At 72.2% G+C, this 24415-nt stretch carries 19 protein-coding genes; 10 read left to right on the top strand and 9 right to left on the bottom strand.

Annotation, left to right across the window (positions count from 1 at the left end):
- Positions 1-34 precede the first annotated feature (34 nt).
- From ABZ919_RS00380 to ABZ919_RS00370, 3 genes are all read left to right on the top strand, one after another.
- Positions 35-1336, top strand: a complete 1302-nt coding sequence (locus tag ABZ919_RS00380; protein ID WP_361240506.1) for a DUF6777 domain-containing protein — start codon at positions 35-37, stop codon at positions 1334-1336.
- A gap of 87 nt (positions 1337-1423) precedes the next feature.
- The gene (locus tag ABZ919_RS00375; protein ID WP_361240503.1) at positions 1424-3505 is read left to right on the top strand and encodes a SpoIIE family protein phosphatase; all 2082 of its coding nucleotides are present in this window, start codon (positions 1424-1426) and stop codon (positions 3503-3505) included.
- A gap of 45 nt (positions 3506-3550) precedes the next feature.
- A complete protein-coding gene (locus ABZ919_RS00370; RefSeq protein ID WP_361240500.1) occupies positions 3551-4414 on the top strand; it encodes a DNA-formamidopyrimidine glycosylase family protein in 864 nt (287 codons plus the stop codon).
- Positions 4415-4477: 63 nt separating this feature from the next.
- Here the strand turns inward: ABZ919_RS00370 and ABZ919_RS00365 are convergent, their stop codons facing one another.
- From ABZ919_RS00365 to ABZ919_RS00355, 3 genes are all read right to left on the bottom strand, one after another.
- A complete protein-coding gene (locus tag ABZ919_RS00365; protein WP_361240497.1) occupies positions 4478-5131 on the bottom strand; it encodes a zf-HC2 domain-containing protein in 654 nt (217 codons plus the stop codon).
- A gap of 173 nt (positions 5132-5304) precedes the next feature.
- Complete coding sequence (locus ABZ919_RS00360) at positions 5305-5820, bottom strand: hypothetical protein (protein ID WP_361240494.1); 516 nt, start codon at positions 5818-5820, stop codon at positions 5305-5307.
- A gap of 144 nt (positions 5821-5964) precedes the next feature.
- Positions 5965-6534, bottom strand: a complete 570-nt coding sequence (locus ABZ919_RS00355) for a sigma-70 family RNA polymerase sigma factor (protein ID WP_361240491.1) — start codon at positions 6532-6534, stop codon at positions 5965-5967.
- A gap of 215 nt (positions 6535-6749) precedes the next feature.
- Here ABZ919_RS00355 and ABZ919_RS00350 point away from each other — a divergent pair, with 215 nt between their 5' ends.
- On the top strand, positions 6750-7886 hold the full coding sequence (locus ABZ919_RS00350) for a CapA family protein (protein ID WP_361240488.1): 1137 nt from the start codon (positions 6750-6752) through the stop codon (positions 7884-7886).
- A 21-nt stretch (positions 7887-7907) separates the two neighbouring features.
- Here the strand turns inward: ABZ919_RS00350 and ABZ919_RS00345 are convergent, their stop codons facing one another.
- Both ABZ919_RS00345 and ABZ919_RS00340 read right to left on the bottom strand, forming a co-directional pair.
- Complete coding sequence (locus ABZ919_RS00345) at positions 7908-9332, bottom strand: amino acid permease (protein WP_361240485.1); 1425 nt, start codon at positions 9330-9332, stop codon at positions 7908-7910.
- A 757-nt stretch (positions 9333-10089) separates the two neighbouring features.
- Positions 10090-10563 carry a universal stress protein gene (locus ABZ919_RS00340; RefSeq protein WP_361240482.1) on the bottom strand — a complete coding sequence of 158 codons (474 nt, stop codon included), beginning with the start codon at positions 10561-10563 and terminating at the stop codon, positions 10090-10092.
- A 103-nt stretch (positions 10564-10666) separates the two neighbouring features.
- Between ABZ919_RS00340 and lysX the strand changes: the two genes are divergently transcribed.
- A complete protein-coding gene (lysX, locus tag ABZ919_RS00335; RefSeq protein ID WP_361240479.1) occupies positions 10667-13945 on the top strand; it encodes a bifunctional lysylphosphatidylglycerol synthetase/lysine--tRNA ligase LysX in 3279 nt (1092 codons plus the stop codon).
- A gap of 624 nt (positions 13946-14569) precedes the next feature.
- Positions 14570-15406: a polysaccharide deacetylase family protein gene (locus tag ABZ919_RS00330; protein ID WP_361240476.1), complete on the top strand. Its 837-nt coding sequence runs from the start codon at positions 14570-14572 to the stop codon at positions 15404-15406.
- 37 nt (positions 15407-15443) lie between these two features.
- On the opposite strand, the gene ABZ919_RS00325 is transcribed toward ABZ919_RS00330, so the two are convergent.
- A complete protein-coding gene (locus ABZ919_RS00325) occupies positions 15444-16115 on the bottom strand; it encodes a class F sortase (protein WP_361240473.1) in 672 nt (223 codons plus the stop codon).
- Between the two features lie 333 nt (positions 16116-16448).
- Between ABZ919_RS00325 and ABZ919_RS00320 the strand changes: the two genes are divergently transcribed.
- Positions 16449-17429: a hypothetical protein gene (locus ABZ919_RS00320; protein ID WP_361240470.1), complete on the top strand. Its 981-nt coding sequence runs from the start codon at positions 16449-16451 to the stop codon at positions 17427-17429.
- 130 nt (positions 17430-17559) lie between these two features.
- On the opposite strand, the gene ABZ919_RS00315 is transcribed toward ABZ919_RS00320, so the two are convergent.
- Together ABZ919_RS00315 and ABZ919_RS00310 are read right to left on the bottom strand one after the other, a co-directional pair.
- A complete protein-coding gene (locus ABZ919_RS00315) occupies positions 17560-18324 on the bottom strand; it encodes a DUF4239 domain-containing protein (protein WP_361240468.1) in 765 nt (254 codons plus the stop codon).
- A 34-nt stretch (positions 18325-18358) separates the two neighbouring features.
- Positions 18359-18487, bottom strand: coding sequence for a hypothetical protein (locus ABZ919_RS00310; RefSeq protein ID WP_361240465.1), 129 nt, complete (start codon positions 18485-18487; stop codon positions 18359-18361).
- A gap of 758 nt (positions 18488-19245) precedes the next feature.
- Here ABZ919_RS00310 and ABZ919_RS00305 point away from each other — a divergent pair.
- The 3 genes from ABZ919_RS00305 to ABZ919_RS00295 all read left to right on the top strand — a co-directional run bounded on the left by ABZ919_RS00305 (position 19246) and on the right by ABZ919_RS00295 (position 23508).
- Positions 19246-20208, top strand: coding sequence for an SCO0930 family lipoprotein (locus ABZ919_RS00305; protein WP_361240462.1), 963 nt, complete (start codon positions 19246-19248; stop codon positions 20206-20208).
- A gap of 337 nt (positions 20209-20545) precedes the next feature.
- Positions 20546-21358, top strand: coding sequence for an SAM-dependent methyltransferase (locus ABZ919_RS00300; protein WP_361240459.1), 813 nt, complete (start codon positions 20546-20548; stop codon positions 21356-21358).
- The gene (locus ABZ919_RS00295) at positions 21355-23508 is read left to right on the top strand and encodes an EAL domain-containing protein (RefSeq protein ID WP_361240456.1); all 2154 of its coding nucleotides are present in this window, start codon (positions 21355-21357) and stop codon (positions 23506-23508) included. The genes ABZ919_RS00300 and ABZ919_RS00295 overlap by 4 nt, the downstream gene beginning before the upstream one ends.
- On the opposite strand, the gene ABZ919_RS00290 is transcribed toward ABZ919_RS00295, so the two are convergent.
- A complete protein-coding gene (locus tag ABZ919_RS00290) occupies positions 23445-24377 on the bottom strand; it encodes a LysR family transcriptional regulator (protein ID WP_361240453.1) in 933 nt (310 codons plus the stop codon). The genes ABZ919_RS00295 and ABZ919_RS00290 overlap by 64 nt on opposite strands.
- Positions 24378-24415: the final 38 nt, after the last annotated feature.

Below are 24415 nucleotides of genomic sequence, written 5' to 3'. Positions count from 1 at the left end.
GGAGGGAATCACCCACAGTGATCGGAAGTGTACGGTGCGGATACCCCTCGGATCCATCGTCACGGCCTGCGCGCTCTCGGTGGCCGTCCTCGTCGCCGGCTGCGCCCGTCCCGGCGTCAAGGAGGCCCGGATGGGCGAGGACGTCTACCTCCTGCCCGCCGCGGTCCAGGGACCCGACCCGTTCACCGGTTCCACCGTCACCGCGGCCGGAGCGCCGAGGGCACCCGGCACGGGCGGCGCCGACCCGGCCGCGCCCCCGCACACCGGTGCGGCCGATGCCACCCCCACCGGGCCTCCGGCCACCGGACCCTCGCCGCCCGCGCTGCCCGCCGCGCTGGTCGGCGTCCCCCTGGGTGCCATGCGTGTCCTGTCCGGCGCGACTCCCGGCCTGTACGGCGGGACCGCACGCGTAGCCGGCTGTGACATCGAGCGGCAGATCGGCTATCTGGCGGCGGACCGGGCCCGGGGCGAGGCCTTCGCCCGCGCGTCCGGCGTCCTGGCGAGCGGTCTCGCCCGCTATCTGCGGGGCCTGGCCCCGGTCGTGCTGCGCGCCGACACCCGGGTAACCGGCCGCGGCTACCGCGACGGGCAGGCGGTCGGCTACCAGGCCGTGCTCCAGGCCGGTACCGCGGTCCTGGTCGACAACCGGGGCGTGCCCCGGGTGCGCTGCGCCTGCGGCAACCCACTGGCCTCGCCCGCGCCGACCCACGGCGGCTTCGGTGTCCGTGGCAGCGCCTGGCCCGGCTACCGGCCGGGGCAGGTGATCGCTGTGACACCCGCTCCCCGGGCCGTCACCAGCCTCACGATCTTCAACGTGGAGACCCACACCTGGATCGAGCGCCGGATCGGCCACGACGTGCGTACCGACCAGGTCGTACCGGCCCCCGCGTGGGCCACCGCCGCGCCAGACGTTTCCGCCACGCCGGGCACGGCGCCGCCGTCCAGCTCCCGGCCGAGTCCGCAACCGAGCCGGCCGGGCGCCTCCACGGGCACCACCGGCACGCCGCCCACGGTCGCCACCCCGGCGTCACCGGACCGGTCCGCCGGCAGCGCCGCCCCGGTCCCCCGTACGGCCGGCCCGCGCACCTCACCGTCCCTCGACCTCACCTCGGACGTGCCCGGCCTCCCGGACCCGCCGGACGGCATCGGCCCGCCGGGCGTGCCCGACACCACCGGCCTGCAGGACGGGATCGGCCCGCCCGGCGGGCCCGACACCACCGCCCTGCCGGACGGCGGCGGAACGGTCACCTACGGCACGGCGGGCTCCCGGACCGCCGGATCCGGCACGAAGGGCGACGGCCTCCTCGACGTCCCGGCGGATCCCCCCGGCCGCTGACTTACGCTCTTCCGCCGGCCCCGCACGCCCGTAACCCGTGGGGGCGAAGAGGTCGAGAAATCCGATGAATCCTGGCAAGGTGGGCCCATGGCAGTTCGGGGAGCGAGTGCCGTTTCACTCCCGGAGGACTGGCCCGCTCACCCGGATCCGATCCTGGCGCTCAACCGCATGGGCAGCTTCGACTGGGACCTGGACACGGGCCTGTTCCACATGGACGCCCAGGCGCACGAGGTGTTCGACCTGCTGCCCGACGAATACGACGGACGCCCCGAGTCCCTGGCCGTCCGCGTGCCCCCGCCCGAGGCGGCCCGCCTGGACGCGGTGGTGGCCCGGGCCATCAAGGACGGCAGCGAGAACTACGGGGCGTACTTCCGGATCCGCTGCCGCGACGGCACCACGCGCTGGACCCACACCCAGGGTTACATCCGCCGGGACGGCACCGGGCGACCGCGCCGGGTCGTCGGCATAGTCCGCGACGCCACCGAGGAACTCGCCGACAGCGAGGCCCGCAGCGTCCGCGACGCCCAGGACGAGGCGTTCCGCCAGCAGACCGGCATCGTCCAGACCGTCTCCGCCGCCCTCGCCCACGCCCGCAGCGTCCAGGACGTCATCGAAGCCCTCAAGAACACCGACGGCATCCGCCATCTCGGCGCGGCCAGCCTGGTGATGGGGCTGGTGGAGGCCGGCCGCATCCGGCTCATCGCCGAGGGACCCGCCGCCGCCTCCGTCCCCGGCACCAAGATCACCCGGATCGACGAGCCGTACCCGATGGGCGAGGTCGTGCGCACCCTGCTGCCGCGGTTCATCGAGTCCCCGGAGGAGTTCGCCGAGGGCTATCCGATCCTCTGGCCGCACCTCACCGATCTGCACATCACCTCGGCCGCCTATCTGCCGCTGATCGCCCAGGCCCGCCCGATCGGCGCGATGGGACTGCTCTACAGCGACCGGCGCGGTTTCTCCGCGGAGGAGCGTGCCGTCCTGGTCGCGCTCGGCAGCAGCATCGCGCAGAGCATGCAGCGGGCCATGTTCTACGAACAGGAGAAGGACCTGGCCCAGGGCCTGCAGCAGGCCATGCTGCCCCGCACCATCCCCAGCGTCCGCGGCGCCGACGTGGCCGTCCGCTACCGCGCCGGCACCGCCGCGGGCGCCCTCGGCCGGGACATCGGCGGCGACTGGTACGACCTGATCCCGCTGCCCGGCGGCCGGGTCGGCGCCGTCATCGGCGACGTCCAGGGCCACGACACGCACGCCGCGGCCGTCATGGGTCAGCTGCGCATCGTGCTGCGCGCCTACGCCGCCGAGGGCCACACCCCGGCCGCCGTGATGGCCCGTTCCTCGGTGTTCCTGCACGAACTGGACACCGACCGCTTCGCCACCTGCCTGTACGCCGAGACAGACCTGTCGACCGGCGTCGTGCAGGCGGTCCGCGCCGGCCATATCGACCCGCTGATCCGGCACGCCGACGGCTCCTGCCGCCGGGTGCCGGTCGAGGGCGGGCTGCCGCTCGGCCTGTCCGCCGAGTTCGGCCGGCTGGAGTACCCCGTCGCCACCCTGGAGCTCGACCCCGGCCACACGCTGCTGCTGTGCACCGACGGGCTCGTCGAGCAGCCCGGCACCGACGTCGACGACGGCATGCGGCGCCTGTCGGTCCTGGTCGCGGACGGCCCCGGGGACGTCCCCGCCCTGGCCGACCGGCTGATCCAGCTGGCGGAGGAACGCGACGGCGACGACGACGTGGCGCTGCTCCTGCTGCGCCGGCGAGCCCCGGAGGCCCCGCCCGCCGGAGGCCGGCTGCAGCAGCACGTGGCACCCGGGGACCCGAAGGCCCTCACCCAGGCCCGGCATCTGATCCGCGCCGCGGTCCGCTCCTGGGGGTACCGCGAGCACTCCGACGAGATCGAGCTGGTCGCCGACGAACTGATCACCAATGCGCTCATGCACACCGAGGGCTCCGCGATCGTGACCCTGCGGGCCCTCGACGGCGGCCACGGCAGACTGAGGATCGAGGTCGAGGACACCTCCAGCGCCCTGCCGCGCCGCCTCGAGGCGAGGGAGGACGGCGTCTCCGGCCGGGGCCTGATGCTCGTGGACATGCTGGCCGACGCGTGGGGCGTGGAGGCGCGGGGCGGCGGCAAGGCGGTGTGGTGCGAGTTCCGCCGGAACGGCTGAAGGCGATCACCGGGGGTTGGCGGTGCCGGATGGCACTCTGGACGTATGCCGGAACTGCCCGAGGTAGAAGCGCTGAAGGACTTCCTCACCGAGCACCTGGTCGGCCGCCGGGTGGCGCGGGTCCTGCCGGTCGCCGTCAGCGTCCTGAAGACGTACGACCCTCCGGTCACCGCCTTGGAGGGCGGTGAGGTCACGGCCGTGCACCGGCACGGCAAGTTCCTGGACCTGGCCTCGGACAGCGGGCTGCACCTGGTGACCCACCTGGCCCGGGCCGGCTGGCTGCAGTGGAAGGACCGGCTGCCGGACGGCCCGCCCAAGCCGGGCAGGGGCCCGCTCGCGCTGCGGGTGGCGCTGGCGACCGGCGAGGGCTTCGACCTCACCGAGGCAGGCACCCAGAAGCGCCTCGCGGTGTACGTCGTCCGCGACCCGCGGCAGATCGAGGGCATCGCCCGGCTCGGCCCCGACCCGCTCGCCGCCGACTTCGACGAGGACCGCCTCGCCGCCCTGCTCGCGGACGAGAGACGGCAGCTGAAGGGCGCCCTGCGCGACCAGTCCCTGATCGCGGGCGTCGGCAACGCCTACAGCGACGAGATCCTGCACGCCGCGAAGATGTCCCCGTTCAAGCTCGCCGCCTCCCTCACCCCGCAGGAGACCCACCGGCTCTACGAGGCGCTGCGCTCGACGCTCACCGAGGCGGTCGACCGCTCCCGTGGAATCGCCGCCGGGCGGCTGAAGGCGGAGAAGAAGAGCGGACTGCGCGTCCACGGCCGCACCGGCGAACCCTGCCCGGTGTGCGGCGACACCATTCGCGAGGTCTCCTTCAGCGACTCCTCACTGCAGTACTGCCCGACGTGCCAGACGGGCGGCAGGCCGCTGGCGGACCGCAGACTCTCCCGGCTGCTGAAATGAGCGCCGGCCGCGGTGACTGCGGCGCTGCGCGCCCGGCCCGGTGATCGGCGCCCGCTCGGGCGGCTACGGCGCGTCGACGGACACCAGATGCTGCCCGTCCGTGGTGCGCACGTCGTAGCGGGCGATCTCACCGGGGTGCATCGTGGAAGACCCGAGTGCGGTGAAGGTACCGGCGCCTTGACCCGGTTCCATCCAGGTGCCGGCGGTCTGCTCGGAGCCGTCACGGCCCACGACGACGAGCCGGCAGGCGTGCGGACCGGTGCCGTCCTTCACCCGCAGGACCAGCCGGCTGCCCGAGTCCCCGTCGTCGGCGGTGACCTCGGCCCACACCCCGGTCTTCGGGTCGGTCGCCGCGGTGACGTGCGCGGCCGGCTCCGCATGCCCGGCGAAGGCCACGACCCCCGGGCCGACCACGGCCAGCACGACGGAGGCGGCGAGGCCGTACAGAAGGCGCCGGCGGCGCGCCCGGTGCCGCTGCGCGACCTCGCCGAGCAGCCGGTCCAGCAGCCGGGGACCGGGCTGTGCCATGGGGTGCACAAAGCGCGGCGTGGCCCGGCGGTACAGCAACAGCTGCCGTGTCGCCGGCCCGAACTCGGTCACCTGTGCCGCGCACTGGGGGCACTCCAGGAGGTGGTCCTCGAAGCGGAAGGCCTCCGCCTCGTCCAGCACGCCGAGCGCGTACGCGCCGACGTCGCGATGCCTTTCCAGGGACCTCATGCCGAATCCTCGTGCCGATGGGTGCGGGTGGGGTTACTCCGTGCACCCATCCGTACGCAGCCGACAGCCGAATCACTCAAGCCACCCACAGAATCCCGAGGGTGAGATTCGGAGCCGCGCGGCCCGCGGATTGGTCCGTTTCCGGAAAACTTCGGAGCGGCCGGCCGGGACCGTCAGAACAGATGGATCGCGAGGTGCCCGAGGGGGAGCCCGAGCCGCCAGGCCGGAGTCCACACCTTCGGCCCTTCGTCCTCGCCGGCCGGTGCCCCTCCGCCCGGCACCGCGTCCAGGTCCGGCGCGAGCAGCTCGGTCTCCTCCAGCCACCGCCAGGCGTCCGTGGCCAGGGCCAGGTCGGGTGAGCGGATGCCGGACCGGTCGACGTCCTCGGTCAGCTCGGCCATGCGCTCGTGCACCCAGTCCCGCCACGGCTGGTCGTAGGCGGTCAGGGAGAGCCAGTGCTCGAGCTGGGAGATCACCCGGATGCCGGACAGCTCCCCGTCGGTGTCCGACAGGAAGACGGTGAGCGCCAGGGCGTCCCGGCCGGCCCGGAACTCGAAGGACGTCGGCGGCATCAGATCGCCGGTGCGCAGCAGCTCGTCGGCGATGTACTCGGCGTACAACCAGGCCATGGGGACGATCAGTTCACCGCCGTCGGTGCCGTCCGTGCTCTCGTGCCCTCTGTGCAGCATCCCTTCCTGCCCTTCCTCCGGTACGTGCGCGTCGCCCGAATCCCCGGGCCCGGCCCCCCGCCCGGAACGCGGATGAGGACAGCCCATTGCCCCAACGGGGGGCACAGCAAGGCGCTTTACCGAGGTTTGACCCGGCCTCCGGTTTCAGTGCAGGTCGGCCGCATAACCCGGAAGGACCCGGCGCAGCGCGCGCAGCGCGTAGTACGCGCGGGACTTCACGGTACCGGGCGGGACGCCGAGGGTTTGCGCCGCTTCCGCCACACTGGCCCCGCGGAAATACACGAGTACCAACACGTCACGGTGCTCCGGCGTGAGTGTCTTCACAGCCTCACGGACGTCGAGCACCGCGACGGCCCGTTCGGCGTGATCGGCGGTCACCCGTGCGTTCTCGGGGAGCTCGGCGCCGGTCTCCGCGGGTCGGGCCCGGCGGGCCCGCCGGGCGTCGATCGCCAGCCGCCGGGCGACCGTCAGCAGCCAGGGCCGTACCGAGTCGAAGTCCTCGGCGTGCAGCGCCTCGGGATGCTGCCAGGCGCGCACCAGGGTCTCCTGCAGCAGGTCCTCGGCGCGCTGCCGGTCCCCGTCGCAGAGCCTGAGCAGCAGGGCGAAGAGCGGTGCGCCGTGCTCGCGCTGGAGCGCGGCCAGCTCGTGCTCGGCGGCCGTCCTGTCGTGGGTCGGTGCCGCCGCCGGGCGCAGGGGTGGGGTTCCGGCCGTCATGGCCGTATGGCAGCGCAGGGCACGGCCGGGGGACAGGGCGTGGGGCCGGCCCTGCGGCGGACGGTCGATCGCGTCGGTGAACGGTCGGACGAGCGGTCCGGTGCGACGCCGGATGGGCTAAGGGCGACGCTCGGCCGGTTTATCCGAGGGGCCAGATTCGTACCCATATGCCCATCACGGCCTTGTCGGTAAATACGACATCCTGGGGTGAGCTGATGATCGCACGCAGACAACAGGTGGCCCTGGTCCTCACCGCCGTCCTCGCGGCCGCGGCCGCCTGCCAGAACCACGAGCGACAGGACTCCAAGCACCCGGCGGCGGCCCGCGGCTTCACGCTGGTGGCCTCCGGTGACGTCCTGCCGCACACCTCCGTCATCGACCGGGCGGCCGCCGACGCCGCCGGCATCGGCTACGACTTCCGGCCCATGCTCTCCGGCGCCGAGCCGGTCGTCTCCCAGGCCGATCTGGCGCTGTGTCAGATGGAGACCGTCTACGGGGTGGAGGGCGACTATTCCGGCTACCCGACCTTCAAGTCTCCGCGGCAGATCGCCCGCGCTCTCGCCGAGACCGGCTACGACGGCTGCTCCACCGCCTCCAACCACTCCCTCGACGACGGCGCGGACGGGATCCACCGCACTCTGGCCGCCATGGACGAGGCCGGGCTGAGGCACGCCGGCACCGCCCGCACCCCGGCCGAGGCCCGCTCGGTGACGATCATGAAGGCCGGCGCCGCCAAGGTCGCGCACCTCGCCTACACCCTCGGCACCAACGGCATCGCGCTGCCCTCCGGCGAGCCCTGGGCCGTCAACCTGATCGACCCGGACCGGATGATCGCCGACGCCCGCGCCGCCCGGCGGGCCGGCGCCGACGTGGTCGTGGTGTCGGTGCACTGGGGCACCGAATGGCAGGACGCACCGGACCAGCAGCAGCTCACCCTGGCCCGGCGGCTCACCGCCGCGACCACCGGCGGCCGTCCCGCCGTCGACCTGGTCCTCGGTACCCACGCCCACGTCCCGCAGGCCTACGAGAAGGTCAACGGCACCTGGGTGCTCTACGGCATGGGCGACCAGATCGCCGGCGAGATGTACAACGACCAGGGCGCCCGGGACGACCGCGGCAACGAGTCCACGATCGGCCGCTTCACCTTCGCCCCGCCCACGCACCCGGGCGGCCGCTGGCGGGTCACCAAGGCCGAGTTCATCCCGCAGTGGTACGACGTCGACGCCGGCCGGATCGTGAACCTCAACCGGGCCATCGACGGGGGCGCCGACCTCGGCGAGCTGCGCGACCGGATCCGGGACGTGGTGCTCAGCCGCGGAGCCGCCAAGGACGGCCTGGTCATGGGGGAGTGACCGGCCGCCGATACCGCCCGGTCACTCGGCGGGCCGCCGCTCGGCGAGCGCCGAGCGCCTGTAGGAGTAGCCGAAGTAGATCACGCAGCCGATCAGGAACCACACCGCGAACCGCACCCAGGTCTGCCACTGCAGGAAGGTGATCAGCCAGATCGAGAAGACCACGCCCAGTGCGGGCACCACCGGCATGCCCGGCGTGCGGAAGGTGCGCCGCAGCTCGGGACGGCGGTAGCGCAGCACGATCACCGCCGTGCACACCACCACGAACGCCAGCAGGATCCCGATGTTGGTCAGCTCGGCCGCCGAGCCGATCGGGACGAACCCGGCGATGGCCGCCGAGCCCGCACCGACGATCCACGTCACCCGGGTCGGCACGTGACGCGTCGGGTGCGTCTTGGCGAACCACGCCGGCAGCAGGCCGTCCCGGGACATGGAGAACCACACCCGGGTCACGCCCAGCATGAACGTGAACATCACCGTCAGGATGCCGATGATGGCGCCCACCGCGATCACGTCCGCGAGCCCGCTCAGGCCCACCGACTTGAACGCCGAGGAGAAACCGCTCTCCGGGTCGATGTCCTTGTAGTTCTGCATGCCGGTCAGCACCAGGCAGGCCGCCACGTACAGCACCATCGAGATCACCAGTGAATAGATGATCGCCTTCGGCATGTGCCGCTCGGCGTCCTTCGACTCCTCCGCCGCCGTGGACATCGCGTCGTACCCGAACACCGCGAAGAACACGGTCGCCGCGCCGGTGAACGCGCCGCTGATGCCGTAGGGGAAGAACGGATGGTAGTTGGCCGTGTCGATGTGGAACACGCCCACCCCGATCACCAGCAGCACCACCAGCACTTTCAGCACCACGACGAAGGTCTCGAAGCGGGCCGCGCTGCGCATGCCCATGTTGAGCAGCCAGGCGATCAGCAGGCACAGGATCGCCGCGAACAGGTCGATCCGGTGACCGTGCCCCGTGCCGGGCGCGCCCAGCATCCAGTGCGGCAGGTTCGCGCCCATCTCCTCGACCAGGAAGCTGAAGTAGCCCGAGATGCCGATCGCCACCACCGCCACGATCGCGGTGTACTCCAGCAGCAGGTCCCAGCCGATGAACCAGCCCGCGAACTCGCCGAGCACCGCGTAACCGTAGGTGTACGCCGACCCGGCCTTCGGGATCAGCCCGGCGAACTCGGCGTACGACAGCGCCGCGCAGGCGCTCGCCACACCGGCGATCAGGAACGACACCAGCACCGCGGGTCCGGCCGTGCCGTGGGCGACCGTGCCGGCCAGCGTGAAGATACCGGCGCCGATGATGCCGCCCACCCCGATCGCGGTGAGCTGCCACATCCCCAGTGACCGCTCCAGCCGTGGGCCCTCGCCGACCTCCGTCTCCTCGATGTGCTCGATGGGTTTGCGGCGGAGAATCCCCTCACCGGCCCGGAGCCTGGCCATGTGCCTCACCTCTTCACCGACGGCAACGGCTGACGGCGGATCATGATGACTCAGGCCCGCGCCACAGGGAAGACGCCACGCACGGTCCGGCCCGGCCCGGTGCCCGGGCGGGAGGCGGGCCGTCGACATGCGCAGCACCACGGGCCCCGGGCGCCTGCCGACGGCGTCCCGCGCCAGGAAGTGCGGGCGCACCGACGCCGAGATCGCCGAAAGCGAGCCGGCGATCGCGTGCAGCGTTCCTTTGGCGCTCCCCGCGGCCGTATCGACGGTCGGCACGGCAGCCGCCGTACCGCTCCGCTGCCCTTGAACGCGTTCATGGTCGCCGCCCTGATCATGGCCGGCTCACTGGCGCTGTCGGTCCTCCCGCCCGGCCCGCATGGTGTTGAGCCCGGGGCGGCGGTACGGGCCTGCCTTCCGCCGAGTCCCGTGGGGGTCGCCCCGCTCCCGTGACCCTCCGGCCGGGCCGTCTGGCGGCCGCCGGGTAGGGTCGCCGCCCGGTGCTCCCGGGTGCGAGCGTCGTGTGCGACTGCGGGCCTGTCGGGCCGTCGTCCGTCCCGATGGCGTCTGCGCCGGCCTGCTCCCGCCGGTCGCCGCCGGCCGGGTGGTCCGCAGCCTCGCCGCCCGCTCCGTGACCGGCAAGGGCGCCGTCGTGACGCCCGGGTGGGCCGACGGCCGCCGCCGGGTCCCGCGCCGCCGCTCGCCGCGCATGCCGCGGCCGGTGTGCTGCCGGTCGCCACCCCGCTGCCGCTGTGGCGCCCTACGGTACGACCGTCACCGGCCAGCGCCCCGCCTTCACCAGCCGGACCGCCACCGAGCCGATGATCCGGTGGCCGGCCTGCTCCGAGGCGCCCACGACCACCGCGTCAGCCTTGAGCTCGTCGGCAGCCTTCACCAGCCCGTTGTACGGGTCGCCGCGGAAGGTGTGGAACTCCCAGCGCACCTCGAATATCCCCTTGACCCTCTCGGCCGCCTCCCGGATCTGCGTGATCAGGTCCTCGGCGATCTCGTCCGTCGTCTCCGCCACCGGAGCCCCGAACGCCGCCCCGGCCGCCAGCACCGGCTGCACGTACACCACGGCAAGCAGCGCGTGCTGCCGCCGGGCGAGCCCGCCCGCGTACGCCGCGGCACGCAGCGACGACTCGGAGCCGTCCACGCCGACCACGATGACCTTCGGCCCGTCCGTACCCCGCTCGAACTGGTGGGCATCCGAGTGCGAGTGCTGTTCCGTCACGCCAGTGAGGCTATCGGAATCGCCGGTTCCTGCTAGACGCGGCACCGCGCACCGGAGTCCCTTCGACGGGCGAGCCCGGCGCCCCCTTCCTACAGTCGAAACCATGACCGCATGCGCGGAGCCCGCCGCACGCAGGGACCCCACGGCCCCGATACGCCCACCCGCCGGCGGGCGGCTCGGCTGGGTGCCCGACGCCTTCGGGACCCTTTTCGCCGTGCTCGGCCTGCTGTGCGCCCTGCTCGCGCTCATCGAGCCGCTGCGCCGCCTGCTCCGCCCGGTCGCCCGCGCCCTCGACCTGCTCCTGGTGCCCATCAGCGCGAACCTGGCCTACGCCGTCTTCCTGTTCCTGCTGGCCGGCGCCACCGCCGCCCGCAAGAAGGTCGCCTGGTGGCTGGTCGTCGTCTATCTCGGCCTGCTCGTCCTCACCGACGTGCTCGGCGTGGCCCTCGGCCTGTACGCCGAGTCGCTGCCGTCGCTGGTGCTGTGCGGCCTGCTGCTGATCCTGCTGATCGTGGCCCGCAGGGAGTTCTACGCCGCCTCCCGGCGCGGAGCCGTGTGGCGAGCGCTGGCCGTCCTGGCCGGCGGTCTCGCCCTCGCGATCCTGCTGGGCTGGGCGCTGGTGATGGTGTTCCCGGGCACGCTCCCGGCTGAGGAACACCTGGCCTGGGCCGCCGACCGGGTGTGCGGCGGACTGGTCTCCAACAGCTCCTTCTCCGGACACCCGCCCCGCAAGGTCACCTTTGTGCTCGGCCTGCTCGGCGCCCTCGCCCTGCTCAACGCGGCCGCCGCCCTGTTCCGTTCCCAGCGCCTGGAAGCCGCCCTCCACGGCGACGAGGAGGCCCGCATCCGCGCCCTCGTCACGGCCTACGGCGACCGGGACTCCCTCGGGTACTTCGCCACCCGCCGGGACAAGGCCGTCGTCTTCTCGCCCAGCGGCAAGGCCGCCGTCACCTACCGGGTCGAGGCCGGCGTGTGCCTGGCCAGCGGCGACCCCGTCGGGGACCCCGAGGCCTGGCCGCACGCCATCGCCGCCTGGCTGGACGTGGCCCGCCGCTACGCCTGGGCACCCGCCGTGATGGGCGCCTCCGAGGACGGCGCCCGCGCCTACGCCCGCGCCGGACTCGGCGCCCTCGAGCTCGGCGACGAGGCGATCGTGCACGTGGCCTCCTTCGACCTGAACGGCCGCGACATGCGCGTGACCCGCCAGGCCGTGCACCGCGTCCGCCGCACCGGTGCCACCTGCCGCATCCGCCGCCACGCCACCCTCAGCGAACACGAGATGGAGGAGATCGTCGACAAGGCCGACGCCTGGCGGGACACCGAGACCGAACGCGGCTTCTCCATGGCCCTGGACCGGCTCGGCGACCCCACCGACGGCGACTGCCTGCTCGTGGAGGCCCTCGGCGAGGACGGCCGGCTGCTCGCCCTGCTCTCCTTCGTGCCCTGGGGACGCGACGGCATCTCCCTGGACCTGATGCGCCGTGACCGCATGGCGCCGAACGGGGTCATGGAGTTCATGGTCGCCGAACTGTGCGCCGCCGCCCCCAAGCTCGGCGTCCGCAGGATCTCGCTGAACTTCGCCGTCTTCCGGTCGGTCTTCGAGGAGGGCGCCCGCATCGGCGCCGGACCGGTCCTCAGGCTCTGGCGCCGCCTGCTGCTGTTCTTCTCCCGCTGGTGGCAACTGGAGGCCCTGTACCGCTCCAACGCCAAGTACCACCCGGAGTGGTACCCGCGGTTCATCTGCTACTGCGACACCGCCTCCCTCGCCCGCATCGGACTCGCCTCCGGAATCGCCGAAGGATTCGTCTCCGTACCTTCGTTGCGCAAACTCTGGGGGAAAGGGCACCCGAAGACCGGGCAGCGCCCCGCCACCACGCACGGGCTGCCGCCCCTGGCGGCGCTCGGCCTCGACGGAGGGGACCAGACCGGGCCCGCCGCACCGGACGCGGGCCTGCCCGACCAGGTCCGCGTCCGGCACCACAAGCTCGAACGGTTGCGCGCCGGTGGCACCGACCCCTACCCGGTCGGCGTCCCCGCCCCCACCCACGCCCTCGCCGACGTCCCCCCTGACGCGGACGTCACCGCGGCCGGCCGGCTCATGCTGGTCCGCGACTTCGGCGGCATCGTCTTCGCCGTGCTGCGCGACTGGTCCGGCGACCACCAGATCGCCCTGACCCGCGCCGGCTCCGGCGCCGCCCTCGACCGCTTCACCGCCGGCACCGACATCGGTGACCACATCACGGTCACCGGCCACAGCGGCCTCAGCGACAAGGGCGAGCCCACCGTCTTCGTCACCTCCTGGCAGCTCACCGGCAAATGCCTGCGCCCGCTGCCCGACAAACGCCGCGGCCTGACCGACCCCGAGGCCCGCGTCCGCCGCCGCTACCTCGACCTCGCGACCAACCCCGGCGCCCGCGCCGTGATCCGGGCCCGTTCCGCCGCCGTACAGGCCCTGCGCCAGGGCCTGCTGGACCGCGGGTACGTGGAGGTCGAGACCCCGATGCTCCAGCAGATCCACGGCGGCGCCAACGCCCGCCCCTTCACCACCCACATCAACGCCTACGACCTGGACCTCTACCTGCGCATCGCCCCCGAGCTGTACCTGAAGCGGCTGTGCGTGGGCGGCCTGGAGAAGGTCTTCGAACTGGGCCGCACCTTCCGCAACGAGGGCGTCTCCTACAAGCACAACCCCGAGTTCACGATGCTGGAGGCCTACCAGTCCCACGCCGACTACGACGTCATGCTCGACCTCACCCGCGAGCTGATCCAGGGCGCCGCGACCGCCGCCTTCGGCTCCCCGGTGGCCCGCAAGGACGGGCAGGAGTACGACATCTCCGGGCAGTGGCCGGTCCGGACGGTGCACTCGGCGATCTCCGAGGTGCTGGGGGAGGAGATCGGTCCCGGCACCGAACTGCTGCGGCTGCACCGGCTGTGCGACCGGGCCGGGGTGCCGTACACCGCCGACGACGGGCCCGGTGACATCGTCCTGGAGATGTACGAGCGGCTCGTCGAGGAACGCACCCAACTCCCCACCTTCTACAAGGACTTCCCGACCGAAATCTCCCCGCTGACCCGACAGCACCGCACCGACCCGCGGCTCGCCGAGCGCTGGGACCTCGTCGCCTTCGGAACCGAACTGGGGACCGCCTACTCGGAGTTGACCGACCCGGTCGAACAGCGCCGACGGCTCACCGAGCAGTCGCTGCGGGCCGCCGGCGGCGATCCGGAGGCCATGGAGCTGGACGAGGACTTCCTGCAGGCCCTCGAATACGCGATGCCTCCGACCGGCGGCCTCGGCCTCGGCGTCGACCGGCTCGTGATGTTCCTCACCGGTCTGACGATCCGGGAGACCCTGCCGTTCCCCCTGGTGCGCCGCCGCTGACGCCGGGAGCGGGGGTCCGCGTGCGCGCCGGCGCCGGTGGGACGAGCAGCAGGAGCAGCACCCCGGCGGCCGCCTGCACCCAGAAGACGGTCTGCTCCGCCTCCGGGGCGGTCTGCTCCGTCTCGGAGGCGTCCGGCAGCGGGTGCACGGCAACAGCACCGCCGGGGTGGCACGGGCGACGACCGCGAGGTACGACAGCGCGAGCCCGCCCGTCAGCACCCGGCCGCCGACCGAAGGTCCTCCCGCGGGCGCCGGTGAGCACCGGCAGCGCGGCGAATCACACGCTGTACGCGGACAGCAGCCGGGTCGGTCCGGAGGTCGCCACCCCCAGCGCGCGATCAGCGGCAACTCCACCGCGAAGGCGACCGTGCCGAAGACGACCACGAACCGCGCGACGGCCGGCACCGCCACCGCGAGCGCGCCAGGCCGCAGCCCGCTATCCCTCCTCCACCAACTCGGTTCGTTCCCACACCCGTTGCCAGGCTCCGTCGCGGACTGAGGAGCCGTCAGAGGCCGGTGACAGGTTCCGTATCGGGTCCCCGTGTTGGGCCGACCGAGTGCATTCCCGCCGCCGCACCGGTGTCGTTGTGGTGCGCCGGAGCCTCATGGGGCGACTGATGAGTCATGCAGAAGGATCAGTTGTTCACACGGCGCCGTATGCTCTTCGCCGGGGCCGCCGCGCTGGGGACCGCCGGTTCCGCCGGATCCCTCCTGGCGGCCTGCACCGAGGAATCCGCTCAGACCGCGGCCGCTCCCGCCCCCGGCCCGCAGGCCCGTCAGGCGCTCAAGTCCTCCGCCTTCCGGCTCCAGCCACTGACCGGTGACGGGCCACCGCGCGCGGCGCCGCACAAGCTGAAGGTCCGTAGGGAGCCGATCCTGCAGATCTCCGGACGCGGCCGGCACATGATGCTGACCTTCGACGACGGGCCCAACCCGGACTACACCCCGCACATCCTGGACACCCTCGCCAAGTACGGCGTCCGGGCGATGTTCTTCCTGTGCGGCGAGTGCGTCGTGGACAACAGGGAACTGGTGGCCCGGATGGCCGAGGAAGGCCATGTCGTCGGCAACCACACCTGGACGCATCCGCTGCTGACCACCCTCAGCCGGAAGCAGATCCGCTCCGAGATGGTGCGCACGAGCGACATCATCGAGGACACCTACGGCGAGCGCCCGCAGTGGTTCCGCGCGCCCTACGGCGCCTGGAACCGGGCCACCTTCCAGCTGGAAGCCGAGCTCGGCATGGAGCCGATGGCCTGGACGGTCGACACCACCGACTGGATGACGCCCGGCACCGGCACCATCGTCGACCGGGTCGAGAAGGGCGCAGCCCCCGGTGTGGTGGTGCTCTCCCACGACGCGGGCGGCGACCGTTCGCAGACCGTCCACGCGATCCGCGAATGGCTGCCGCATCTCATCGACTCCGGATATCACCTGACCGTGCCGAGCCGGCGCGTGTGACCGTCTGCCGGACTTTCGCCGGCCTGGTCGGGGTGTTTCAGATCACCGCGACCAGGCGGGCGAAGACGACGACATTGCCGTCGTAACCGTTCTGCTTGGAAAATCCGCCACCGCAGGTGATGACCCGCAGTTCCGGAGTTCCCTTCGAGCTGTACACCCTGTCGCCGGGGAAACCGCTCTTCGAGAAGACCTCCACGCCATAGGTCTCGAACACGGCGGTCTTTCCGTCCTTGCGCAGGACCTCGATGCGGTTTCCCTTCCTCAGGGCACCGAGCCCGTAGAACACGGCGGGGCCCTGTTTGTTGTCGACGTGCCCGACGATGACGGCGGTCCCCCTCTCACCGGGGGAGACCGCGCCGGTGAACCAGCCCGCCAGGTTGGGGTCGTCCGGCGGCGGCGCGACGATCCAGCCGGTCGCCTCCAGACCGACAGGCATCACCGGGGCGTTGACCTGGATCGCCGGGATCCGGACCCGGTCGACGGCGGAGAATCCGAGCGACCCCGGAGCCGGGGAGAAGGTGCCCGCGGCCGCGTGACTGTCCGGGGCGACCGCCGAGGCGGGCTGGGGCGGACCGACGTCGAACTCCCCGGAACCGTTCCGGATGAGCGCCAGGCCGGTCAGCAGAACCAGCGCGATCATGCCCCACGGGGCGCGCTTCCTCCGCCGCTCCTCCTCCTCGGCAAGCTCGGACAGCTCGAACGCAGGCATGGCCATCCCCTCTCGACGCGGCCGTCACCACCTCCATCGCGCATGGGAAAACGCTAAGTCCCCCGCGAGCGGCGGGGCGACGGCGTGAGTGGCGAACGGGTGGCCCACGGCCCTGCGGGTGCGCCATCCGAGTTGCCGTCGCCAGAAATTTTCTGACGGTCCGTGAGCTGCGGCAATTTCCGATTGTGTGCTTTTCGCACGGCGTGTTGCCTCACCGGGACGGACCATTCTCGACATGCGGGCGTGTTCCGCGCGTCCGAGGGTCGCTCCGGGAGGTGTTTTCTCGCCGATCGACCGGGGACGGGTCCCCGGGCGCCTCCCGCGGAGGATCACATGCAGAACCAACGCGCCCTGGCTGCCGCGTTCGCCGCGGCCGCCGTGCTGGGGTTCGCCGCCCCTGTGGACGTCGCGGACGCCGTGGGCAACGGCGGCAGTACGTCCGAAAGCAGCGCCGGCATCGTCCCGGGCAATGGCAACAGCGGCAACGTCGATCCCCACGGGCACTTCGACGGCAACCGGAACCGAGGCCGCGACAACAGCGACCGCGACCAGAGCGGAGGGGACGACTCCGGCCAGGGCGACGACAACTGGAACGGCATCGGGGATGACGACTCCGGCAGCCGCAGCGGCGACTCCGGCACCCGCTCCGACGATTCCGGCAGCCGTAGCGGCGACTCCGGCGCCCGTGGCGACGACTCGGCCAGGCGTTCCGACGACTCCGGCACCCGTGGCGACGACTCGGCCAGGCGTTCCGATGACTCCGATACCCGTGGCGACGACTCGGCCAGGCGTTCCGATGACTCCGATACCCGTGGCGACGACTCGGCCAGGCGTTCCGACGAATCCGACAGCCCGGGTGACGACTCCGGTGGCCAGGACGACGACTCCGGCGGGCAGGGCGACGGCAGGCAGGGCGGCAGCGGGCTGCGGAACATCGTAACCACGCCCGGGGTGCTCCCGGCCGGCGGCCGGCTCAGCGTCAGCGTGGACGGCTGCCGCGGCGGCACGATGTCCTCCGGCGCCTTCTCCACCACCCGGATCGACCCGTTCCGTCACGACCTCTCGCGCGGCAGCACCAGGATCGACCACGACGCCCGTCCCGGCCGGTACGACGTCACGATCCACTGTGACGGCAGGACCCTGACCCGTCCGGCCGCGTTCACCGTGCTCGGCGGCGTCCAGGGCGGGGTCGGCGGCAGCCGCACCAGCGGTGCCACGCCGGCCGACATGGCCATCGGTGCCGGGCTCGTGGCCTCGGCGGTCGTCGGCGGCGGTGCGTTCTGGCTCCGCCGCCGGAACGAGAAACGCTCCTGACGCACCGTCACCCGACGTCATCCGGCTCTTCGGGCTCGTCCCTCCGCGCACGGCACACGCCGGCAGGAGGTGCCTCGCCCCGGTCCTCCCCATGGGGGCCGGGGCGAGGCGATGCTCAGGCGGCCGGCGGTCAGCCGGTGACGCCCGGGAACAGATTCACGAACGGTTCCGCGGTCACCGCGATGCCCCGGCTGAAGGGGGCGTCGAAGTCCCAGATGAGGAACAGCATGAACGCGATGGTCGCGGAGAACAGCCCCGCCAGGACCAGTTCCCGTTTGGTGCGCCGGATCTGCAGCGCGAACACCATGCCGATGGTGATCAGCGCCCCCGTCAGCAGCCCCCACCACACCACCGGCGGCATGGTGGCCCCGGTGGAGTCGGCACGGGCGTTGCGCGCCTGGTCGGCCGCGGTCATCTGGTCCAGCAGCGGCTGGTAGGCCTGTGCCTCGAAGTCGTTCTTCGGCTTGTAGTCGGTGACGTCCTGACGGACCTTCTGCAGCAGGTGCGCACCGCGGTCCGTCACCCGCTCGTCGTGGGACATCGTCTTCCACTCGTGGTCGACGACGTAGGTGACATAGGCGTTGACATCGGCGCGGATCCGGTCGCGGACGTCCGGCGGGTAGACCCGTACCCGTTCCGAGATCTCGTGCAGCGCCTGTGCCTCGGACTGCACGTAGTCCTGGGCGGAGCTGCGGGCCTCCCACACGCCCGCGATGGCCAGACCGAGGACGATCGCGTACACGACGCCGATCCACATCGTCATGTACTCGATGACGTCCGGGGTCTCGTTGGGATCCTCGTCCTCGGGAGCACGCTTGTGCCGCAGGACGGTGACGAGCACCACCACGGCACAGGCCGCAAGCATCGCGAGGACGAGAACAAGCCAATCCGGCAACGGATACCTCCAGAAGATCGAGCGGGCGGGCGCGTCACCGCGGTCGCAGGGCCGCGACGGCGACGATCGCCGGAACCGTGATGAGCAGGACGTAGGTGACGGGCGTGGTGCGGTCGGGCGCGAGGTGCGCGGCGGGGTGCGGGTGGTACGCCGGGTAGCTCACCGGCGTCACCGAGGGCCGCGGGGCGGACTTCGGCTTCGGCGGGGGTGCCGGTCTCCGCGGCGGCACGGGCGGCGGGGTGGGCGTGGGCACCGGTCGCGGTGCCGGGGGAGCGGGGGCGGGCGGGGGCGCCGGCTTCGGTCTCGGGATGGGCTTCGGCGCCGGGCGCGGAGTCGGCGCCGGCTTCGGTGGCGGGGGCGGCGCCGGGGTGGGCGTCGGCGAAGGAACGGGCGTCGGCGTGGGTGGTGTGGGCGTCGAACAGGGCGGTGGGAGCGGCCAGTGGTGGTCGCCGGCGTAGGCCACCGCCACCGTGCCGTCCGGTCCCGCGGAGGCGTACGCACAGGCGTCGGCCGACGCGCCGCCGGCCGGACAGCCCACCAGCGTCCAGGTCAGCGTCACCAGGGCCAACATCCGTGCGGCGGGCGCGCATCGGGTCACTTCGGGTCCATGCACGCGAAGATCATGGGTTGCGGAAACCGGTCGTACGCCGTAGTGCCCCCGGATTGCTCCGAAGGAAGGACATGCCGTGATCAATGGTTTGACGGGATGAAGAGCCCCATTGGCGTGATGCGTACCCCCGGACGGGCCCCGGACGGACCCGTACGCGGCGCGCGTCAGCCGTCCCGTCACAGGCTCCGGAAAGATTTTCCCGAAGAACTTCCCCTCCCCGTTGAACGCTCCGGCCCCCTCGGTGCGTACCCATGGCCGTGCGGCGGCACGGCAGGGCGCTGCAACATCCAGGCGAATATGGGGAGTTGGAAATGAAGACCTCCTGGCGGACCGCCTCACTGGTGGCCACAGCCGCTTCGGTGCTGGCGCTGACGACGGCGTGCGGTCAGGACAACGGCACCACCCCGGCATCGGCGGCCCAGAACGTCGGGGCCACGGCCCCCGCGGGAAGCCCGACCGGCGGCGCCGGTGTCGGCACCGGAACGGGGAACGGTTACGGTGCCGACGGCAACCAGAGCTCCAGCTCCCCGTCCCCGGCCGCCCCCGCCGGCAAGCTGACCGTCGCCAAGAACGCCGACCTGGGCAATGTGCTGACCGACGGCTCCGGCCTCACCCTGTACCGGTTCGACAAGGACACCGCCAATCCGCCCAAGACGAACTGCGACGGCGACTGCGCCACCACCTGGCCGCCGGTGCCCGCGAACGACGCCACGGCCGGCGCCGGCATCGACAAGGCGCTGCTCGGCGAGGTCACCCGGGCCGACGGCAGCAAGCAGCTCACCATCGGCGGCTGGCCCGCCTACCGCTACGCCAAGGATGCCAAGGCCGGGGACGTCAACGGCCAGGGCGTGGGCGGCAACTGGTTCGCTCTGGCCCCGAACGGCAAGAAGGCTTCCCTGGCCTCCCTGCCCGGTCTGTCCGTCCGCAAGGACCCCAAGCTGGGTGACATCGTCGTCGACAAGAACGGCATGACGGTCTACCGCTTCCTGAAGGACAAGGCCTGGCCGAAGTCCGTCTCGAACTGCACCGGGGCCTGCCTGAAGAAGTGGCCGGCCGTCGGCATCGTCAAGCCCGAGGACACCAAGGGGGTCAAGAAGAAGGGCCTGATGGGCTTCACCCGGCCCGACGGCGTGCAGCAGATGACGGTCAACTGCTGGCCGATCTACACGTTCTCCGGGGACAAGGCACCCGGGGACACCAACGGTCAGGGCGTGGGCGGCACCTGGTACGCCGTCTCGCCCGACGGCAAGCCGGTCGGCGCGCCGGGCAACTAGATCACCTCCCCAGGGTCGATCGCCCCGCCCGACCCGGAGCGCCACCGAAGGTCCGCCCCCTCCGCACCGCACGGAGGGGGCGGACTTCTTTGCGTGGGGAAACAGCCCGACTTTGCGCGGGAGACCGTGTGGCGTTGCGCGGAGAGCCACCCGGCCGGCCACCCGCAGCCTTCACCCCCAAGGCGGTCAAACCCGGCAGAGGCGACAGCGCTTGCGCAGGCAGTGGCGGGGAACGGACGGTCAATTTCCGTTTCGGGTCGCTCCTTTACCGGGCGATCAGTAGCCTCAGCTCGAACACCGGATCGCCTGTCCCTGTCGCCTGCCTTGGGAGAGATACATGGAGCGCCCCGCCTGGGCCCCACGCAGCATCGACATCTCGGTGCCGAGCGTCTCGCGGATCTACGACTACTACCTGGGCGGATCGCACAACTTCGAGGTGGACCGGGAGGCGGCCCGAAGGGCGATGGAGTTCATGCCGGGCCTGCCGAAGATCATGCAGGCCAACCGGGCGTTCATGCGCCGCGCCGTGCGGTTCGCGGCCGCAGAGGGCATCACCCAGTTCCTGGACATCGGTTCCGGCATCCCCACCTTCGGCAACGTCCACGAGGTGGCCCAGGCGGCCGTACCCGGCGCACGCGTGGTCTACGTCGACCACGACCCGGTCGCCGTCGCGCACAGCCAGGCGGTGCTGGCGGGCAACGACGACGCGGACGTGGTCGCGGCGGACCTCCGCAAGCCGCAGGAAATCCTTTCCAGTCCCCAGGTGGAGCGGCTGATCGACCCGAACCGCCCGATCGCCCTCCTCCTCGTTGCCATACTGCACTTCGTGGAAGACGCGGACGACCCCTACAGTGCGGTGGCCGAGCTGCGCGACACGCTCGCGCCCGGCAGCCTGATGATCCTCACCCATGCCTCGTACGAGGGAATCCCGGTGCCTGCCGAGCGGGCCGAGGGCGCGGTGGACGTATACAAGGACATTCGCAACCCGCTGATCATGCGCTCGCGCGACCAGATCGCGCGGTTCTTCGAGGGGTACGACATGGTGGAACCCGGACTGGTGCCGATGCCGGACTGGCGGCCGGATTCGGCACCGGAGGAGGAGGATCCGTTCGCCTTCTCCGGATTCGCCGGCGTGGGGCGTACGGCGTGAGCGCGGAGCCGGACGGGCCGGAGGACAGACTGCGCCGGTTCACGACGATCTGGAGCCGGGCGGTCTACCCGGTGACCTCGACGTCGCTGACCCGTGCGGAGTTCGAGGAACAACTCCTTCCGCTCGCACGCCGGTTGAGTGGGCTCCTGCGGGCCCATGGCTTCGACGCGGACGGCGCGAAGGCGGTCGGCGCCGCCCTGGTCGGCGCGCACTGCACCGACCCCGAGGCGCTCAGCCGGACTCTGGACTGCGTCGAGGCCTATCTGGTGCTGTACTGCGCCGAGGACGGCCCCCAGGACGAACCGCGCCTGCGTTCCTCCCGGCTGCAGCACGCGATGGCGGCCGGATACGCCGAGGCGCTGCGCGAGCGCACGCTCGCCGAGCAGGAGTCCATCGCCCAGGCGGCGTTGCAGGCCCAGGGCGTGGTGGCGCAGGCGCTGCACACCAGCGAGGCCCGGTTCCGCGCGGTCTTCGAGGGTGCGGCCGTAGGAATCGGCATCGCCGACCTCGACGGCAACATCCTGCAGGCCAACGGGGCGTTGCTGCGCATGTTCGGGCTCTCCGACACCAGCCTGCGCGGCCGCCGCGTCCAGGACTGGGTGCATCCCGAGGACGCGCCGCAGACCTGGAAGCTCTACGACGAGCTCGTCCGCGGCGAGCGCGAGCACTACCACCTCGAAAAGGCCTTCAACCGCCCCGACGGCACGGTCCTGTGGACGAACCTGACCGTCTCGCTGCTGCGTGACGCCGACGGCGATCCGCAGTACCAGCTCGCCCTCATGGAGGACACCACCGAGCGCCGGCTGCTCCACCTCCGGCTGCGCTACGAGGCCACGCACGACGCGCTCACCGGCCTGCCCAACCGCTCCCTGTTCTTCGAGCGCCTCGAGAAGGCTTTGGGCGCGGGCGAGGGCCAGCGGTTCGGACTGTGCTACCTCGACCTGGACGGCTTCAAGACCATCAACGACAGCCTCGGGCACGCGGCCGGCGACCGGCTGCTGGTGGAGGTCGCCGACCGGCTGCAGTCCTGCGCGACCGCGCCCGGCGAGATGGTGGCCCGGCTCGGCGGCGACGAGTTCGTGGCCCTGACCACCGGCCGCGGCACCGAGCGCAAGGTCGACGAACTCGCCGAGCGCATCATGAACGCCCTGGTCACCCCGATCAGCATCGACGGCCGTGACCTCATGGTGCGCGGCAGCCTGGGCATCGTCGAGGGACCGGCCGGGGAACGCACCGCCGCCGAGGTGCTCCGCAGCGCCGACATCACCATGTACCGGGCGAAGTCGGCCGGCGGCAACCGCTCCGAACTCGCCGACCCCGAGGCCGACGCCCGCGCCATCACCCGGCACGGCCTGACCACGGCCCTCCCGACCGCCCTGGAACGCGGCGAGTTCTTCATCGAGTACCAGCCGCTCGTCCATCTCGGCGACGGCAGTGTGCGCGGCGCCGAGGCCCTGGTCCGCTGGCTGCACCCGCAGCACGGCGTGCTCGGTCCCGACCGCTTCATCCCGCTCGCCGAGCACACCGGCCTGATCGTCCCGCTCGGCCGCTGGGTCCTGGAGGAGTCCATCCGCCAGGCGCGCGCCTGGCGAGAACGCCACGGCGAGAGGGGCGAGGAGACGGGCGCCGGGCCCCTGCGCATCAACGTCAACCTGTCGCCGTGCCAGCTCAGCCACCCCGGTCTGGTCCAGGACACCGTCGAGATCCTGGAGCGCGCGGGCGTCGCCCCGGACGCCCTGTGCCTGGAGGTCACCGAGTCCGCGCTCATCGGTGCCGACGACGATCTGCTCAAACCCCTCCACCGGCTGGCCGAGATGGGCGTCGACATCGCTCTGGACGACTTCGGCACCGGCTACTCCAACCTCGCCAACCTGCGCCGCCTGCCCGTGCGGATCCTCAAACTGGACCGCTCCTTCACCCGGGGCATGCAGCAGTTCCCCGCCGACCCCGTGGACCTGAAGATCGTCGAGGGGATCGTCACCCTCGCCCACAGCCTCGACCTCGCTGTCACCGTCGAGGGCGTCGAAACCGGCGCCCAGGCGGAACAGTTGCGGATACTGGGCTGCGACACTGCCCAGGGCTGGTACTACGCCCGTCCGGGTCCGCCGGAGCGGTTGCATGAGCTGGCCCTGGTGGATGCCACGGGCTGAGAGGTGCCGAGCGGTGCGGCCGCCGTGTCCTGGTCGTTCGCCCGCGTGGGCGTGGCCACGGCGGCGGCCGTCCGGACGAGTGCGGCGGTGGCCGTGGAGCGGGACTGCTGCGGCCAGGCGATCGCGAGCACCGCGGGCGGCGCGTCGGGGACGGCGCGGTAGACGACGCCCGGGCGCGGATAGCGTTCGGCGACGGAGGCCGGCAACACGGCGACCAGGCCGCCGAGCGCGACGATCGTGAGGAGTTGGGCTAGGTCACGGCCCTCGCTCCGGACCTCGTCGAGGAACCGGTGCAGGTCCCCGGGGCGCAGGCCGAGGTCGGCGAGCAGGACGTGGTCGCGGGCCGCGAGCGGGTGGGCGGCGCCGAGGGCGGCGACACGCGGCTCGGTCGTCAGCGTCTCGCTGTCCAGCCCTGTGCGGTCGAACGGTTCGTGGATGAGCGCGGCGTCTGCCTCCCCGCGCCGCAGCAGCCGCGGTTGTTCCTGCCACCCGCACAGGCGGACCGTCACCGGGACGGCGGCGGGCTGAGAGGCGTACCGCTCCAGGATCGGCTCCAGGAGTCCCGCGTCGCCGTCGGCCTTGATCGCGAGGACCAGTTCTCTGTGGGGGCCCGCCGCGCGCTGAGTCCTGCGCCCGGCGGCCTCCAGGGCGTCCAGCGCGAGTCTCGCCTCCTCCAGGAGCACCTCGCCCGCCGGCGTCAGGCCGACGCTGTGCGTGGTGCGCTCGAGGAGCACGACGCCGAGATCCGTCTCCAGGCGGCGGACGGCGCGGGACAGCGGCGGCGGAGAGATGCCCAGTCGCTCGGCGGCGCGCGCGAAATTGAGTTCCTCGGCGACGGCCACGAAGTAGCGCAACGGGCGGGACTCCACGGCATCCCCTTCCGCTCGCTCGGTATTGCCTTCAGGGT

The organism is Streptomyces sp. NPDC046759, from assembly GCF_040645475.1.
Taxonomy (GTDB): Bacteria; Actinomycetota; Actinomycetes; order Streptomycetales; family Streptomycetaceae; genus Streptomyces.
This window is presented reverse-complemented; position numbering and strand designations above follow the sequence as displayed.

Bases quoted from the DNA above. Each gene is read 5' to 3' on its own strand.
- ABZ919_RS00375 (WP_361240503.1), top strand. From the start codon at position 1,424: ATGGCAGTTCGGGGAGCGAGTGCCGTTTCACTCCCGGAGGACTGGCCC.
- ABZ919_RS00370 (WP_361240500.1), top strand. From the start codon at position 3,551: ATGCCGGAACTGCCCGAGGTAGAAGCGCTGAAGGACTTCCTCACCGAG.
- ABZ919_RS00365 (WP_361240497.1), bottom strand. From the start codon at position 5,131: ATGAGGTCCCTGGAAAGGCATCGCGACGTCGGCGCGTACGCGCTCGGC.
- ABZ919_RS00360 (WP_361240494.1), bottom strand. From the start codon at position 5,820: ATGCTGCACAGAGGGCACGAGAGCACGGACGGCACCGACGGCGGTGAA.
- ABZ919_RS00355 (WP_361240491.1), bottom strand. From the start codon at position 6,534: ATGACGGCCGGAACCCCACCCCTGCGCCCGGCGGCGGCACCGACCCAC.
- ABZ919_RS00350 (WP_361240488.1), top strand. From the start codon at position 6,750: ATGATCGCACGCAGACAACAGGTGGCCCTGGTCCTCACCGCCGTCCTC.
- ABZ919_RS00345 (WP_361240485.1), bottom strand. From the start codon at position 9,332: ATGGCCAGGCTCCGGGCCGGTGAGGGGATTCTCCGCCGCAAACCCATC.
- lysX (WP_361240479.1), top strand. From the start codon at position 10,667: ATGACCGCATGCGCGGAGCCCGCCGCACGCAGGGACCCCACGGCCCCG.
- ABZ919_RS00330 (WP_361240476.1), top strand. From the start codon at position 14,570: ATGCAGAAGGATCAGTTGTTCACACGGCGCCGTATGCTCTTCGCCGGG.
- ABZ919_RS00325 (WP_361240473.1), bottom strand. From the start codon at position 16,115: ATGCCTGCGTTCGAGCTGTCCGAGCTTGCCGAGGAGGAGGAGCGGCGG.
- ABZ919_RS00320 (WP_361240470.1), top strand. From the start codon at position 16,449: ATGCAGAACCAACGCGCCCTGGCTGCCGCGTTCGCCGCGGCCGCCGTG.
- ABZ919_RS00305 (WP_361240462.1), top strand. From the start codon at position 19,246: ATGAAGACCTCCTGGCGGACCGCCTCACTGGTGGCCACAGCCGCTTCG.
- ABZ919_RS00300 (WP_361240459.1), top strand. From the start codon at position 20,546: ATGGAGCGCCCCGCCTGGGCCCCACGCAGCATCGACATCTCGGTGCCG.